Source organism: Streptosporangium sp. NPDC001681 (assembly GCF_040298085.1).
GTDB lineage: Bacteria > Actinomycetota > Actinomycetes > Streptosporangiales > Streptosporangiaceae > Streptosporangium.
On record NZ_JBEOZN010000012.1, the window covers coordinates 59,232 to 76,089 of the forward strand.

At 69.9% G+C, this 16,858-nt stretch carries 8 protein-coding genes; 6 read left to right on the forward strand and 2 right to left on the reverse strand.

Annotated elements, in window-relative coordinates; genetic code table 11:
- The first annotated feature begins 6 nt into the window (after positions 1 to 6).
- From ABT130_RS08075 to ABT130_RS08100, 6 genes are all read left to right on the forward strand, one after another.
- On the forward strand, positions 7 to 534 hold the full coding sequence (locus ABT130_RS08075; protein ID WP_350953848.1) for a DinB family protein: 528 nt from the start codon (positions 7 to 9) through the stop codon (positions 532 to 534).
- 25 nt (positions 535 to 559) lie between these two features.
- On the forward strand, positions 560 to 763 hold the full coding sequence (locus tag ABT130_RS08080) for a hypothetical protein (protein WP_350953850.1): 204 nt from the start codon (positions 560 to 562) through the stop codon (positions 761 to 763).
- A gap of 74 nt (positions 764 to 837) precedes the next feature.
- Entirely contained in the window at positions 838 to 1,743 is a 906-nt protein-coding gene (locus tag ABT130_RS08085; protein ID WP_350911409.1) for an ABC transporter ATP-binding protein, read from the forward strand.
- Positions 1,736 to 2,614: an ABC transporter permease gene (locus ABT130_RS08090; RefSeq protein ID WP_350953852.1), complete on the forward strand. Its 879-nt coding sequence runs from the start codon at positions 1,736 to 1,738 to the stop codon at positions 2,612 to 2,614. Before ABT130_RS08085 ends, ABT130_RS08090 begins: the two co-directional genes overlap by 8 nt.
- Entirely contained in the window at positions 2,611 to 3,525 is a 915-nt protein-coding gene (locus ABT130_RS08095) for an ABC transporter ATP-binding protein (RefSeq protein ID WP_350911405.1), read from the forward strand. Before ABT130_RS08090 ends, ABT130_RS08095 begins: the two co-directional genes overlap by 4 nt.
- A 2-nt stretch (positions 3,526 to 3,527) precedes the next feature.
- Positions 3,528 to 4,244: an ABC transporter permease gene (locus ABT130_RS08100; protein ID WP_350911403.1), complete on the forward strand. Its 717-nt coding sequence runs from the start codon at positions 3,528 to 3,530 to the stop codon at positions 4,242 to 4,244.
- Positions 4,245 to 4,321: 77 nt separating this feature from the next.
- Here the strand turns inward: ABT130_RS08100 and ABT130_RS08105 are convergent, their stop codons facing one another.
- Both ABT130_RS08105 and ABT130_RS08110 read right to left on the reverse strand, forming a co-directional pair.
- Positions 4,322 to 4,981 (reverse strand): hypothetical protein, encoded by a 660-nt coding sequence (locus ABT130_RS08105; protein ID WP_350953854.1) that lies wholly within the window; start codon positions 4,979 to 4,981, stop codon positions 4,322 to 4,324.
- 82 nt (positions 4,982 to 5,063) lie between these two features.
- The gene (locus ABT130_RS08110; protein ID WP_350953856.1) at positions 5,064 to 16,763 is read right to left on the reverse strand and encodes a DUF7927 domain-containing protein; all 11,700 of its coding nucleotides are present in this window, start codon (positions 16,761 to 16,763) and stop codon (positions 5,064 to 5,066) included.
- Positions 16,764 to 16,858: the final 95 nt, after the last annotated feature.

Sequence of the window (16,858 nt, forward strand, 5' to 3'; positions counted from 1 at the left end):
CGGCCGGTGACTGTTTCCCGTGGTGAACTGCTCCGCTGGCAGTTCGAGCTGACCTGGTCGCTGTTCGAACTCCATCTGGAGCGGCTGCGGCCGGAGGACTTTCTCTGGGAGCCCGCGCCCCACTGCTGGACGGTGCGCCCGGGCGTCGGCGGGATGTGGGTGCCGGACTGGGACGATGCCGAACCCGATCCCATTCCGGTCCCCACCCTCGGCTGGGTCACCTGGCACATCGGCTGGTGGTGGACGGTGACCATCGACCACGCGCGGGGGCGGACACCACGTGACCGGGAGGAGATCGGGTGGCCGGGCGACGGGCAGGCCACCGCCGACTGGCTACGCGGCCTTCGCGTGGAGTGGCTGGCGGTGCTGGACCGGCTCACCGACGCCGACCTGGACGCCACCGCCCCCTTCCCCTGGCCGGACAGCCCCGAACTGACCGTCGCCCACATGATCGCCTGGGTCAACTCCGAACTGATGAAGAACATCACCGAGATCGGCCAGCTCCGCCTGCTCCGCGCCGCGTCCGCCGAATGACAGGCCGGAGATTCTCCGCGCTTCAGTGAGCCGCCCAACGGCCCCGGCCGCGGGCTACTTCGCGGTCGCCGCCGCGCTGTCGCGCTGGGGCGACATGGGCGCGTCGGCCGTCCAGCTCGGGGTGAACATCGCAGGAATGATCATCTCTGGGGTACTGACGCTCCTCGTGCAGAGGGCCTACCGGTCCCGGTTCGGCATGCGCCTTCCGGTACCCCCCGGCAGGCGGTGAACCGCCCTTTTGGACGAGGGGAACTCCTTCGTACGACTGAGGTGTCCGTCCGCGACGGCGGATAGTGTCCCGGTATGACTATCCTCGCCACCGAGGGACTGACCAGACGTTTCCCCCGGGTGACGGCGCTCGACCAGCTCACCGTCACCGTCGGCCCCGGTGTGACCGGTCTGGTCGGCGCCAACGGCGCGGGCAAGTCCACGCTGATCAAGATCCTGCTCGGCCTGCTCGAACCCAGCGCCGGCCGCGCCCAGGTGCTGGGCATGGACACCGCGACCAGGGGCGCGGAGATCCGCCGGATCGTGGGCTACATGCCCGAGCACGACTGCCTGCCGCCCGATCTGTCCGCCACCGAGTTCACCGTGCACATGGCCCAGATGTCCGGCCTGCCGCGCACCGCGGCCCGCGAACGCGCCGCCGACGTGCTGCGCCACGTCGGGCTGTACGAGGAGCGCTACCGCGCGATGGGCGGCTACTCCACCGGCATGAAGCAGCGGGTTAAGCTGGCCCAGGCCCTGGTGCACGACCCGCGCCTGGTCCTGCTGGACGAGCCCACCAACGGCCTCGACCCGCAGGGCCGTGACGAGATGCTCGCGCTGATCCGCAGGATCGGCTCGGAGTTCGGCATCAGCGTGCTGGTCACCTCCCACCTGCTGGGCGAGCTTGAGCGGGTCTGCGACCACGTCATCGTGATCGACGGCGGCAAGCTGCTGCGCTCCTCGGCCATCGGGGAGTTCACCCAGCAGACCCAGACCGTGACCGTCGAGGTGGAGGAGGGCCAGGACGCGCTCGTGGCCCGGCTGACCGAGCTGGGCGAGACCGTCACCCCGCACGGCAGGATGCTGCTCGTCCACGTCCGCGCGCCGGAGACCTTTGATGTCCTCCGCGACGCCGTCTGCGAGCTCGACCTCTGCCTCGTCCGCCTGGAACAGGGGCGCCAGCGCATCGAGGACGTCTTCAGGGAGCCGGCCAATGTCTGAACCCACGGGTGTCATCCACGACATCGGATACCGCCACTACGACGGGGTACGGCTCGGCCGGGACCACGCCACCGCCGCGCTGACCGTGCACAGCCTGCGCGGGATCTTCGGGCTCGGCCGCACCGCCCGCTCCAAGATCATTCCTTTCATGCTGGTGGGCATCATGTTCCTGCCCGCCGTCGTCTCCATCGCGGCGATGGCGCTGATCAAGCAGGAGGGCATGCGCTACACCGATTACGCGGTCTTCATGCAGGTCGTGCTCGCGATCTTCCTGGCCTCCCAGTCGCCGTACGCCGTCGCCCCCGACCTGCGCTTCCGGGTGCTGCCGCTCTACCTGTCGCGCCCGGTGACGCTCTGGGACTACGTCGGGGCGAAGCTGGCGGCGATGACCGCGGCGATGTTCCTGCTGCTGGCGGTGCCGCTCACCGTGCTGTTCATCGGTGAGGTGGTCATCGACCTGCCCGGCGACACGCACACCGTCGAATACCTCACCAGCATGGCCGGCGCGGTCGGCTACGCGCTGCTGCTGGCCTGTCTCGGCATCGCCATCGCCTCGTTCACCCCCAGACGCGGTCTGGGCGTGGCCTCGGTCATCGCCCTCTACCTGCTCACCTCCGCCGTCTCCACGGTGCTGTACGGGGTGCTGGAGTCGATGGGCGACGACGCCACCGCCGCGTGGGCCTGGCTGATCAACCCGTTCTTCCTGGTGGACGCCGCCGTGCACGTCGGAATCTTCGGGGCGACCCCCGCCTCGAACGTCATCTACCCCTCGGGCGCGGGCAGCCTGGTCGCCGGAGTGATCATGATCGTGCTGATCGGCCTGTCCGTGACGGCCCTGATCGCGCGCTACCGGAAGGCGGCCTCCCGATGAGGATCGAACTGGCCCAGGTCTCCCGCTGGTACGGCAACGTGGTCGCCGTCAACGACATCACCATGACCGTCGGCCCCGGCGTCACCGGGCTGCTCGGCCCGAACGGCGCGGGCAAGTCCACGCTGCTGCACATGATGGCCGGGTTCCTGGCGCCCTCGGGCGGCACCGTCGCCCTGGACGGCGACCGGATCTGGCGCAACCACCAGATCTACCGCTCCATCGGCCTGGTCCCCGAGCGCGAGGCCGTCTACGGCTTCCTCACCGGCTGGCAGTTCGTGCTGTCCAGCGCGAAGCTGCACCGCCTGCCCGACCCCGAGGACGCCGCCCGCAAGGCGCTCGCCCTGGTGGAGATGGAGAGCGCCAAGGACCGCAGGATCGAGACGTACTCCAAGGGCATGCGCCAGCGCGTCAAGGTGGCCGCCGCCCTGGTGCACGACCCCCAGGTCCTGCTGCTCGACGAGCCGTTCAACGGCATGGACCCCCGCCAGCGCCTGCACCTGATGGACCTGGTCAGCGCCATGGGCGCGGCGGGCAAGACCATCCTGTTCAGCTCGCACATCCTGGAGGAGGTGGAACGCGTCGCCCAGCACATCGAGGTGCTGGTCGCGGGCCGGCACGCCGCCTCCGGGGACTTCCGTGAGATCCGCCGCCGGATGACCGACCGCCCGCACCTGTTCCGGGTCCGCTCCAGCGACGACCGCCGCCTGGCGTCCGCGCTGATCGCCGACGCCTCCTCGGGCGCGGTCTCGCTGACCGAGGCGGGCCTGGAGGTGCAGGCGGTCGACTTCCGGCGCTTCACCCGCCTGCTGCCCAGGGTCGCCAGGGACGCGGACGTACGGGTCTGGCAGGTCTCCCCCGCCGACGAGGACCTGGAGAGCGTCTTCTCCTACCTGATCAACAGGAGCAGCTGATCATGAACGGTGTCATCGCCGGAATCTCCTACCGGGCCCTCCTCGGCCGCCGCCGGATCTGGCTGCTGATCATGCTGCCCCTGGTGCTGGTCGTCATGGCGGCCCTGCTGAACCTCATCGGCGCCGCCGACGAGCGGACCGCGGTCACGCTCATGCGGACCTTCGCCATCGGCACCATGCTGCCGCTGCTCGGCCTGATCGCCGGGACCGGGGTGATCGCCCCCGAGATCGACGACGGCACGATCATCCACCTGCTGGCCAAGCCGATCTCCCGCCCGGTGATCGCGCAGACCAAGTTCGTGGTCGCCGCCTCGATGCTCGCGTTGTTCGCCGCCGTACCGACCTTCGTCGCGGCCTACCTGCTGGTCAACCTCGAATCCGGGATCGCCTACGGCTTCGCCCTCGGTGCCCTGGTCGGCGGGATCGCGTACGCGGCGGTGTTCATGCTGCTGGGTGTGCTGACCCGGCACGCGGTCACCATCGGCATCGTCTACGCGCTCGTCTGGGAGGGCGTGGTGGGCAACTTCGTCCCCGGTGCCCGGAGGTTCTCCATCCAGCAGTGGGCCCAGTCGATCGCCGACCAGGTGTCCTCCTCACCGTTCTTCTCCACCGAGATCACCCTCGGCTTCGCCGTACCGGCCCTGCTGATCATCACCGTCGGCGCGGTGGTCTGGTCGGGCCAGCGCCTCCGCGGCTTCTCCCTCACCGGCGACGAGTAGGCCGTGGGCACCCCCACGGCCGGGGGTGCCCACATACCGGTTCATCTCGCCCGTGTCATGAGGCTGGGCGCGGATCGTTACGAGGGCGACCGCCCCAGGTGACGGCGGAGTCTGGTGCGGCGGAGGACCAGGAGCACGGTCAGGGCCAGGGCCAGCAGACCGGCGCCCGCACCCGCGTACCACAGGCGGCCGGTCACGGGGTTGGCCGCCTCGTGCGCGGCCGCCTCGGCGGCCGCGCCGGCCGGCAGCTGGTCGGAGTGGGTGGCGCAGACCAGGGGCTTGTCGTCCGTCTTGACGCTCGCACAGGCGACGGTGGCCAGGCGGAGCAGGTCCTCCGGGGTGTCTCGCACCTCGGCGGTGGTGTGGAAGACGGCCTTCTTGCCCGCCGGCACATCGGCGGTCCAGAGGACCTGGCCCTCCTCCGCCCGGCCCTGACCGTCGGCCGAGACGAAGTGCAGGCCGGTCGGCAGGCTCTGGGTGATCCTGAGCTCACGCGCCTTGTCCGTGCCGACGTTGTTGACGGTGACGGTGTAGGTGAACCGGTCCCCCGCCTCGGCGGTGGTCTGGCCGTTGTCGATGCTGATGCTCAGCCTGGGGGCGGCCACGATGGCCGCCTTCACCTCCTTGTCGTCGGGGTGCGGTTTGAGCGCGAACGCCGCCGAGGGTGTGGCAAGGGCGACGACCAGGACCGCGCCGGGTCCGCAGAGAGCGGCGGCACGCCGCGTGATCACTGCCATGGCTTGCTCCTTCACGTTGTTCGGGTTCGAGTGAGAGGTGCCTGGTGGACCCCACCGAGTTCCCGGCGGGGGCGTCTGCGCGTCAACTGGCCGTCGCGACGTAGGTGAGCGTCGCCGAATAGCCGCCGACCGGGACAAAGGGGATGTAACCCTCGAAGTCATTGCCGATGGCGTCCCCGCCGGGAGCGGACGGACCGTCCTGCTGGTGGACGAGTACCGGGGTGCCGACTGAGACGGCCTGGAAGGCCGACGTGCCGCTCTCGCGCACGCGCAGGTTCCCGATCGGGATGGTGACGTCGTTGCCGGGCTGGTCCGAGGTGAGCTCGGCCGAATCCGCCTGCACGGTGACGCTGTAGCCGTCGACGCTGTTCGTGATGACGGTCATGGTCACGGCTCCGTTGCTCCTGGCCGTCGAATCCGGAGTGCCTGCCAAGACGAAGCTGCTGGTCAGGTCGGCGAGGGTGATACTGGTGGGGGTCAAGGTGATCACGACCGAGCACCGCGGGTCGGTGCCCCCGACCGGACAGTTGCTACCCGTCGTCGCCGAGGTGACCCGATTGTCGAGAGTTCCGTCACCCATGACCTCCTCACCCGCGACCTCCTCATCGGTGACGACGGTGAAGGTGATGACCGCGCTCGCCTCCATCGGCAGCGCTCCGGTCCAGCCGAGGATGCCGTCGGCATAGGTGACGGTGCCGGTGGAGGCGCTCGCGTCGTTGTTGTAGACGGCGTCGTCGAGCACCCCGGCCAGCGAGTCGGTGACCGCGGCAGCGGCGTACGGGGTCTCACCGGTGTTCGTGACCGTGATCGTGTACTGGACGGTGGCCTCCGCCACCACGGCACCGCTGTTGTTCGCGGTCTTGGTGATGGTGAGACCGGGGGTCAGGACGGTGACGGTCGTGGTGCAGCGCGGATCGTCTCCCCCTTCGGGGCAGGTCGATCCGGCGGTGGCGGAGACGACGGTAGTGGTCATGATCTTGTCGCCCGAAGGAGGGTGGATGCCGGTGATCGAGTAGGTGACCGTGGCGGTGGCGCCGATGGCGAGGTCGCCACTCCAGCCGAGGACGCCGTCGGCGAAGGTGACGGTGCCGACGGAGGCGGTCGCGTCGTTGCCGTAGGTGGCGTCGTCGAGCACCCCGGCCAGCGACTCGGTGAACGCGGCACCGACGTAGGCGGTCTCACCGGTGTTGACCAGGGTCACCGTGTAGTGGACGGCGCCCCCGGCGACGACGGTGCCGGTGTCGGCGGTCTGCGTGATCGTGAGCCGCGGCACCAGGACACGCACGAGTGCCGCGCACGCCGGGTCGGTGCTGCCCGCCGGGCAGCTGCTGCCCGGCGTGGTGGAGCTCACGCCGCTGGTCAGGGCCTTGTCCCCGGGGTCGGGATCCTTCACCATGATGGAGTAGGTGATCGCGGTGCTCGCGCCCATCGCGAGGGCGCCGGTCCAGGTCAGTTTCGGCGCGGTGTAGTCGAAGACGCCGGTGGAGGCACTCGCGTCGCCGTTGTAGACGGCGTCGGGGAACACCCCGTCGAGCGCGGCGACCACGGAGGCCGCGGCGTAGTCCGTCTGCCCGGTGTTGGTGACCGTGATCGTGTAGCCGACCGTGCTCCCGGGGGTCGTGGTCGCCGTGTCGGCGGTCATGGCGATGCTCAGTGCCGGGATCAGGATGGTGACGGTCGCGGTGCAGGCCGGGGCGGTGCCGCCCACCGGGCAGGTGCTGCCCGGTGTGGACGAGGAGACGACGCTGGTCATGCTCGTGTCTCCGGTGTTGGGGTCGGCGGCCTTCACCGTGTATGTGACGGTCACGGTCGCCCCGACCGCCATATCGCCGGTCCAGGTCAGGGTCTGCCCGGCAACGGCGACCGTGCCGGCCGTGGCGATCGCGTCATTGTCGTAGACGGCCTCGTCCAGCACGTCGGCGAGAGCGTTCACGACGCTCACGCCTTCGTACGGGGTCTGGCCGGTGTTGGCGATCGTGATCGTGAAACGGGTGACGCCGCCGGGGGTCGTGGTCGGCCGGCCGGCGGCGATGGAGACGGCCAGTCCGGGGATGAGCACGGTCACCGTCGAGGTACAGGCCGGGGTGCCGCCCCCCACCGGGCAGGTGCTGCCCGGTGCGCCGGAGGCGACGGTGTCGGTGAGCAGCAGGTTGCCGGTGACCGGATTGTTGACGGTGACCGAGTAGCCGATGGTCACCGTCACCCCGACCGCCAGATCACCGCTCCAGGTCAGGGTCTGCCCGACAACGGCGACCGTGCCGGCCGTGGCGGTCGCGTCCCCGTTGTAGTCGGCGTCGTCCAGCACCGCCGCCAGCGGATCGGTGACGGTCACGCCGGTGTAGTCCGTCTGCCCGGTGTTGGTGGCCGTGATCGTGTAGCCGACCGTGCCGCCGGGGGTCGTGGTCGCCGTGTCGGCGGTCTTGACGATGGTCAGCGCCGGGACGAGCACGGTGACGAGCGTCGTGCACGCCGGGACGGAGCCGGTGGACGGGCAGGTGCTGCCCAGCGTGTCGGAGGAGACCTCGTTTTCGATCAGCTTGTCACCCAGGTCGGGGTTGTTCACGGTGACCGAGTAGGTGATCGTCGCACTCGCGCCGACCGCCAGGTCACCGGTCCAGGTCAGGCCGGGGCCGGTGAAGGCGACGGTGCCGCTGGCAGCGCTCGCGTCGCCGTTGTAGACGGCGTCGGTGAGCACCTGCGAGAGATCGTCGGTCGCCGTCGCCCCGGTGTACGGGGTCTGGCCGGTGTTGGCGACCGTGGTCGTGTAGGTGATGGTCCCGCCGGGAGTGACCGTCGTCCGGTCCGCGCTCGTGGAGAGGGCCAGGACGGGGGTCAGCACGGTGACCGTCGAGGCACAGAGCGGGTCGGTGCTCCCCACCGGGCAGTTGTTGCCCAGCGCGTCGGAGGTCATGACGGCGTTGAGCACCTTGTCGCCCGGATCGGGGTTCTGCACCCTTACCGAGAAGGTGATGGTGACATTCGTGCCGATCGGGAGAAGACCGGTCCACACCATCTGGCTGGTCGCGGAGGTGAAGGCGAGGTTGCCCGACGAGGCCGTTCCGTCACCGTTGTAGACCGCGTCGTCGAGGACCCCGGCGAGCAGGCCGTTCACGGTGGTGCGGCTGGTGTACGGCGTCTGCCCGGTGTTGGCGACCGTGACCGTGTAGGTGACGACGCCGGTCGGGACGGCGGTGACGACGTCCGCCACCATAGTGATCTTGATTCTGGAGATCAGGACCTCGTCGAAGCAGCGGGGGGCCGTGCTTCCGGTCGGGCAGGTACTGCCCGCGGTGGCCGAGGTGACCGTGTTGGTCAGCTTCTGGTCACCGGTACCGGGGGTGTTCGTCGTGACGCTGTAGGTGAGGGTGACCCCCTGTCCGGGGTTGAGAGCTCCGGTCCAGGTCAGATTGGGACTGGTGAAGGTGACGGTGCCGCGCGTGGCGCTCGCGTCGCCGTTGTAGACGGCGTCGTCCAGCACCCCGGCCAGCGCGTCGGTGAACGTCGCCGCGGCGAAGGGGACCTGTCCGGTGTTGGTGGCGGTGACCGTGTAGGTGACCGTCCCCCCGGGGGTGGTCGACGTGACGCCGGGCGTCTTCACGATCGTCAGGAGTGGCGTGAGAACGACGATCCCCGAACGGCAGGCCGAGCTCCCGCTGCCGGGCGGGCAGGTGCTGCCCATCTCGGTGGAGGCGACGTCGTTGCTCAGAAGCTTGTCACCGGTGGGGGGGCTGATCGAGGTGACGGAGTAGGTGACGGTCGCGGTCGCGCCGACCGCCAGGTCACCGGTCCAGGTCAGGACCTCGTCCGCGAGGCGGACCGTGCCGGTCGTCGCCGCCGCGTCGCCGTTGTACGTCGCCGCGTCCAGCACCCCGGTCAGCGAGTCGGTGACGACGGCGCCGGTGTACGCGCTGTTCCCGCTGTTGGCGATCGTGACGGTGTAGGCCACCGGGCCGCCGGGGACCACCACGCTCCGGTCCGCGACCTTGGTGATCGTCAGACCGGGGGTCAGCACGGTGACCGAGGTGGTGCAGCCGGGAGCGGTCGTCACGGGACAGCCGCTGCCCTGTGCCGAGGAGACCGAGGTGAGGGTGATCAGCTTGTCGCCGGTGTCGGGGTTGTTCACCGTGAGGCTGCCGGTCAGCGTGACACTGCCGCCCACCGGAATGTTCCCGGTCCAGGTCAGCCCGTCGAGGCCCAGTGACAGCGATCCGGAGGTGGCGCTCTGGTCCCCGTTGGAGACGCTGTCGTCGACGCCCTCGATCCCGTTGAACAGGACGCTGATCCCGTTGTACGGCGTCTGTCCGGCGTTGGTCATCACCGACGTGTAGTGCACCACCTCGCCCGGCAGGTAGGTCGCCGCGTTGGACGTGGTCACGATGGTCAGCTTGGCCACGGTCACGGTGACCGAGCAGCGCGGATCGGTGCTCGCCGCGGCGCAGTTGCCATCCGGTGAGGTCGAGACCAGGGTGTTGACGAGGTTCCCGTCGGGCGAGGTGTTCACCGTCACCGAGTAGACGACCGTGGTCGACCCGCCGGCCGGGACGGTTCCGGTCCAGGTCAGGTCAGGCGCGGTGTAGCCGACGGTGCCCGTGCCCGCCACGGCGTCGTTGTTGTAGGTGCTGTCGTCCAGGACGTCGGTCAGATCGTCGGTGAACGTCGCGCCGACGTAGGGCGTCAGCCCGCTGTTGCTGATCGTGACGGTGTAGGTGACCGTCTCACCATGCCCGGCCGAGGGGGTGCTCGCGGCCTTGTCGAAGGTCAGCGTGGTGAGCCCGGTGACCGGGACGCTGGTGCCGCAGCGGGGGTCGGTCCCACCGGACGGGCAGTTGTTGCCGGAAGTGGTGGAGGTGATCGTGCTCACCAGGTTCGCGTCACCGATCACCGGGTTGTCGACGGTGACCGAGTAGGTGATCGTCGCGCTCGCGCCGGGCACGAGGTTTCCGGTCCAGGTCAGGTTGGGGCTGGTGTAGGACATGCTGCCGGTCGTCGCCGTCGCGCCGCCGTTGTAGACCGCGTCGTCCAGCACACCCGCCAGCGACTCGGTGAACGTCGCCCCCGTGTAGGGAAGCTGCCCGGTGTTGGTGACGGTGATCGTGTAGGTGACCGTGCTCCCCGGCACCGCCGTGGTGGGAACGTCGGTCTGGGTGATGGTCAGCGCGGGGATGAGCACGATCACGGTGCTGGTGCACTGCGCGTTGCCACTCGCCGGAGCGCAGTTGCCGCCGATGGTGGGCGAGGAGATCGTGCCGGTCAGGTTCCTGTCGCCGGGGTCGGGGTTTCGTACGGTGACCGAGTAGGTGATCGTCGCGCTCGCCCCGACCGCCAGATCGCCGGTCCAGGTCAGGTTGGGGGCGGCGTAGGAGACGGTGCCTCTCGTCGCCGACACGTCGCCGTTGTAGACCGCGTCGTCCAGCATGCCCGCCAGCGACTCGGTGAACGTCGCACCGGTGTACGGCGTCTGCCCGGAGTTGGTGACGGTGACCGTGTAGTTGACGGTGCCACCCTGGACCGTGACGGGGGTGTCGGCGATGTTGGTGATCGTCAGACCGGGGACGACGACGTTGAGCAGGGCCGTGCAGCGGGGGTCGGAGCCGCCGGCCGGGCAGTTGTTACCGGGAGCGGCCGAGACCAGGGTACCGGTGACGATCTTGTCCCCGGTGGGGGGATTCTTCACGGTAAGAGTGCCGGTGACCGTGACGGTGCCCCCGACGGGAATGTTGCCGGTCCAGGTGATGGCCGTGGCGCCGAGGACCAGCGTCCCCGAACTCGCGGTCTGGTCCCCGTTGGGGACGGCGTCGTCGACGGTGCCGGCGATCGGACTGGAAATGCTGATCCCCGTATAGGGCACCTTCCCGGTGTTGCTGAACGTGGCGTTGAGCCGGATCGTCGACCCCGGTGTGGCACTGCTCCCGACGTAACTCTGCGAGATGACCAGCCGCGCCACCGCCACCACGACGGTGCAGCGCGAATCGGTGCCCCCTGCCGGGCAGTTGCTCCCCGTGGTGGGCGAGACGGCGGTGCTGGAGAGCAGCGCGTCTCCGGTGTCGGGATTGTTGACGGTGACCGAGTAGGTGATCGTGGCACTCGCGCCGACCGCCAGGTTACCGGTCCAGCCCAGGTTGGACCCGGCGAGGGTGACCGTACCCGTCGTGGCCCCGGCGTCCGCGTTGTAGGTCGCGTCGTCCAGCACCCCGGTCAGCAGGTCGGTGACGGCGGCCCCGGTGTACGGGGTCTGCCCGGAGTTGGTGACGGTGGCCGTGTAGTGGACGGTGGCCCCGGGCGTCGTCGTGCCGGTGTCCGCGCTCACCACGATGGTCAGCCTCGGCACCAGGACTGTCACCACCGAGACGCACCTCGGGCCGGTGCTCCCCGCCGGGCAGGTGCTGCCCGGGGCGGACGACACCGCGGTGTTGGTCATCACCTTGTCGCCGCGGTCGGGGTTTCGCACGGTGACCGAGTAGGTGACGGTCGCGCTCGCCCCGATCGCCAGGTCACCGGTCCAGGTCAGGTTGGGAGCGGCGAAGGAGACGGTGCCGGTCGTCGCGGTCGCGTCGCCGTTGTAGTCGGCGTCGTTGAACACCTGGGCCAGCTGGTTGGTGACCTGGGCGCCGCTGTAGGGGGTCTGCCCGGTGTTGGTCACCGTCGTCGTGTAGGTGACCGTGCCACCCGGCGTGGTCGTCTGGGTGTCGGCGGTGTTCGTGATCGTCAACGCCGGGACCAGGACGGTGACCAGGGTGAAGCAGCCAGGCGCCGTCGCACCGATGACCGGGCAGCCGCTGCCCGGAGCGGCGGACGTGACGGCGCTTCTCAGGACCTTGTCGCCGGTGTCGGAGTTGTTCACGGTGACCGAGTAGGTGATCGTGGCACTCGCCCCGACCGCGATGTCCCCGCCCCAGGTGACCGAACCGTTCGGGGACACGCTGACACTGCCCGAACTGGCCGTGAGGTCGCCGTTGTAGGTCGCGTCGTCGAGCGTGGCCGAGACATCGATCACGGCACTGATGCCCGTGTACGGGGTCTGCCCGGTGTTGGCCAGCGTGGTGGTGTAATTCACGACGCCCCCCGGGGTCGTCGTGGCCACGTCCGCCCCGGTGTTGATCGTCAGCTGCGGGACGAGGACCGTCACGCTGCTGGCGCACCGGGCGTCGCCGCTGCCCGCGGGGCAGTTACTGCCGGCGGTGGCCGAGGTGAGGGTGTCGGTCAGCGTCCTGTTCCCGGTGTCGGGGTTGTTGACGGTGACCGAGTAGGTGATCGTGGCGCTCGCCCCGACCGCGAGGTTGCCGGTCCAGGTCAGCGTGGAGCTCGCGAAGCCGACCGAGCCGCTGGTCGCGGCGGCGTCCGCGTTGTAGGTCGCGTCGTCCAGCACCCCGCCCAGCGCGTCCGCGAACGTCGCACCGGTGTAGGCGGTCTGCCCCGAGTTGGTGACCAGCACCGTGTAGTTCACGACCGAACCGGGGGTCGTGGTCGACGTGCCGACCGACTTGGCGATCGTCAGGCCGGGGATCAGGACCGTGACGGTGCTGAAGCACCCGGGGGCCTGGTTGCCCACCGGGCAGTTGTTGCCCGGTGCGGCCGAGGTGACGGCGGTCCGGAGGACCCTGTCTCCGGTGTCGGGATTGTTCACGGTGACCGAGCCGGTGATGGTGACGCTCGCGCCGATGGCAAGGTCACCTGTCCAGGTGAAGGTGCCGTTCAGGTTGTTGACGACGGTGCCCGACGTCGCGGAGAGGCTGCCGTTGACCGTCGCGTCGTCCAGCACGCCCGCCAGCGAGGCGGTGAAACTCGTCCCGGCGTACGGGGTCTGCCCGGTGTTGGCAGCCGTCAACGTGTAGTTCACGACCGAGCCCGGCGTGGCCGTGGCCACGTCCGCGCTGCTGCTGATCGTGAGACCCGGAACCAGGACCGTGACGGTGGCGGTGCACGACGCGGCGCGGTTGCCGGCCGGACAGGTGCTGCCGGGGGTGCCGGAGGTGATCGTGTTGGAGACGGTCCGATCCCCGCCGTCGGGGTTTCGCACCGTGGCCGAGTAGGTGATGTTCGCGCTCGCGCCGGGAGCGAGGTTGCCGGTCCAGGTCAGGTTGGGGCCGAGGTACGACACGCTGCCGCTGGAGGCGGTCGCGTCCGCGTTGTAGACGGCGTCGTCGAGCAGGCCGGCCATCGAGTCGACGAACGTCGCGCCGGTGTACGGGGTCTGACCGTTGTTCGTCACCGTGACGGTGTAGCCGATCGTCCCTCCGGGAGTCGTCGTCGCGACGCTGGCGACCTTGGCGATGGACAGGCCGGATACGGTCACCGTGGCGGAGCATCGGGGGTCGCCGCCGCCACTCGGGCAGGTGCTGCCGACGGTCGACGAGGTCACCGCGTTGGCCAGCACCTTGTTACCGGCGCCTGGGCTGCTCACCGTGACCGAGTAGGTGATGGTGGCGACTCCGCCGGCCGGCACGTTTCCGGCCCAGTTCAGGGTCTGACCGGTCACCGAGACCGAGCCGATGTTCGCGGACGCGTCACCGTTGTAGGTCGCGTCGTCGAGGACATCCGCCAGCGGGTCGGTCAGTGTCGCCCCGTTGAAGGCACTCGACCCGGTGTTGTTCACGGTGATCGTGTAGGTGAGCCTGTCACCAGGTACCACCGAGGAGGCGCCGGCCGTCTTGACCATGACCAGCGGTCCGGCCACCATGACCAGGGTCGCGGACTGGGTGGCGGCCAGGCCGGCGGCGTCGACCACCCGGAAGGTGACGGGGTAGCTGCCCGTCGTGGTCGGGGTGCCTGACAGCAGACCGGTGGAGGCGTTCAGGGTGAGCCCAGGGGGCAGGCTGCCCGCGCTGACCGACCAGGTGTAGGGCGTGACCCCTCCGCCGACGGTCAGCGGGACGCTGTAGGAGACTCCGACCTGCCCTGCCGGTGGCGCGGGGAAGGTGAACGCCGGCAGCGCCGCGATCGTCAGGCTCACCGTCCTGGTGTCGCTCTGGTTCAGGGCGTCGAGCACCTTGACGGAGAAGGAGAAGGCGCCTCCGGCCGTCGGGGTGCCCGAAAGCACGCCGGTGGAGGCGTTCAGGGTCAGCCCCGGTGGCAGACTGCCCGCCGTGACCGACCAGACGTACGGCGCGGTCCCCCCGGTGACGGTCAGCGGGATGCTGTAGGGGATGCTCACCTCGCCGTTGGGCGGCGCCGGGAACGTCAGAACGGGTGCCGCCGCGATGACCAGGGTGACCGCCCGGGTGGCGGTCACGTTGCTGGCGTCCGTCACCTGAGCGGTGAAGGAGTAGCCACCTCCCAGAGTGGGGGTGCCGGACAGCACGCCGGTGGAGGCGTTCAGGGTGAGTCCCGGCGGCAGGCTGCCCGCGCTGACCGACCACACGTACGGGGTCGTACCACCGGTGACCGTCAGCGGCACGCTGTAGGCGACGTTCACCTCACCGGCAGGCGGCGCGGCGAAGGTGAACGCGGGAGCGGAGTTGGGGACGACGGTGGCCGACAGGTCGGACGGCGCGCCGGAGCCCGCCGCGTTCACGGCGGCTACGGTGAACCGGTACGAGGTCCCCGGTGTCAGACCGGTGACGACCTGGGTGGTCGCATTGCTGTTGAACGTCTGGGGCGACTGCGCGACGCCACCGATGTAGGGCGTGACGATGTAGCCGGTGATGTCGCTGCCGTTGGTCGCCGGTGCCGTCCAGGTGAGGTTCGCCGAGGAGGTTCCGGCGGTGGCCGAGGCGACGGTCGGCTTACCGGGAACGGCGTACGGGGTGACCGCGTTGGACGCCGGACTGGCCGACCCGGTGCCGAAGGCGTTCGTGGCGGTCACCGTGAAGGTGTACGACACACCGGTGGTCAGCCCGCTCAGCGTCCGGGTGGTGGTCGAGGCGTCATAGGCCACCGAGGTCTGGGCCACCCCGTTTTTGTACGGGGTCACCAGGTAACCGGTGATGGCGCTGCCGTTGTTGTTCGGCGCCGTCCAGGTCACCGTGGCGCTGCTCACCCCCGCCGTGGCGGTGGGGGCGGCGGGCGTGGCCGGGGAGGCGGCATAGATGTAGGTGGCGGACGCGGCGAGTCCCAGGGTGACCACGGTGACCGACACCGACGCGCTGGCGGCTCGGGCCGGCATGGCGGGAATGGTCAACGTGCCGTTGGCATTGGCGGTGAAACACCCGGTGGTGGCCCCCGAGGCGCAGGGCAGCAGGACGACGGCGGTGCCGGCCGCCTGCTCGGCGGCGGTACCGATCATGATGGCCGTCGCGTTGGAGATGTTCGTCCCGCTCACGATGTTCGAGGAGCCACCGGAGATCGACCCCGTCGTCGAACTCAGGCTGATGCCGCTGGGCGCCGACGGCAGCGTTCCCTGGGTCGTCGTCGTCGAGTAGGCGGGGTTGGCGTCGATCGACGAGGAGGTGACCACGGTCGCGGTCTGGATCAGGGTCTGGGTGACACCGGTCCCGGTGACAACGCCCGTCACCGTGATCGGCGGTAACGTCGCTCCGGCCGCGAACGGGACGTTGCTGTTGGTGCACGTGACGGACTGCCCGACCGGCGCCGCGCAGACCCATCCCGTTCCGTAGGCGCCGGTGGGCACCACCCCGGCCGGCATGGTCTGGGTCATCGAGATCGGCGAGGACTCCGCGATGCTGTCCGTGCCGACGCCGGAGACGACGCTGTAGGTCACGGGGGCGCCCGGCGCCGGCGTCGTGGCGCTGTAGCCGGTCTGTGCGACGGTCAGCTGGGGGACCGAACTGGTCGTGGTCACCGTGGCCGCGTCGACCTCGTGGAAGTCGGTCACGCTTCCGGTGGAGGCCACCCAGCCGAAGGCCAGTTGCCGGGGAGTCCCGTTGGCGTTCAGCCAGCTCGCCGGGTACAGGCCGGTGGGAACCGTCGGAAGGCTACCGGTCAGGGTCTTGTTCGTACCGCCCACCAGAGTGACCACCACCACGTAACTGCCGGGCGGGACCACCAGTCCGGCGGCGGTGGTCAGCGACACCGCGGTGGGGTTGATACCGATCTGAACAGGAACGGCGGTACGGCTGGTCGCCCGCAGCGCCAGCGGGGTGGCGCTCGTCGAGGCGGCCGTGGTGTTGAGCGCGCAGTATCCGACGGTGCCGTTGCCCGGCCCGCGGATGACGACCTGGCCGGGCACCCGGACACCCGTGCCCGACAGGTTCGTGCAGCCGGTTCCCTGGTAGGTGCTGCTGCTGAAGTTTCCGTACACGTCGAGACCGATACCGAGATACCCGTACGCCATGCCGACCACGGAGCTGGTCCCGGAGTAACCGAGGGCGCCGCCCGACTGGCCGATGTTGGCCGGAGACTTGGGGTTCGCCGGATCGACCGCCGCCAGCACGAAGGCGATGCCGTCGGCTCCGCTCCCGCCGTACTGGTAGGTGTTGAACGTCACGTCGAGCCCCTGCGAGGCGGGCACGCTGACCGCGCCGAAGAGGCCGCCCTCCTTGCTCGTCGTCGCGTTCGTCAGGCGCAGCTTGCCCGAGCCCTGACTGTCCGTGTTCCCGCTGCAGCTCTGCAGGACGCCGGTGCCGGTGTTGCCGGAGGCGGTCAGGCAGGCGTAGTTCGACCCGGACGAACCGCTCGGCAGCGCGGGCAGCACCACGGCACCGGTGCCGTTGGCCGTGTTGTTGTGGAAGGGCTGGTTGAACACGACGGTGCCGGCCGCCGACGCGGCCGTCACCGGGGTGAGTACCACGGACGTGCCGAACAGGGCCAGGGTGAGAAACCTGGCGAGCCCCCGCTCGGGCCGCGACAGCGGGCCGGCGGCCCGGGCAATGGTGAACAGCGGCACGCCACCCTCCGATCGGTCGTGATACCAGCGGCCTGCCGCCGTACGGGCGCTGCGCGAGCAGCACGAAGTGCGGTGGCCAGGCCCAGGCAACCGGC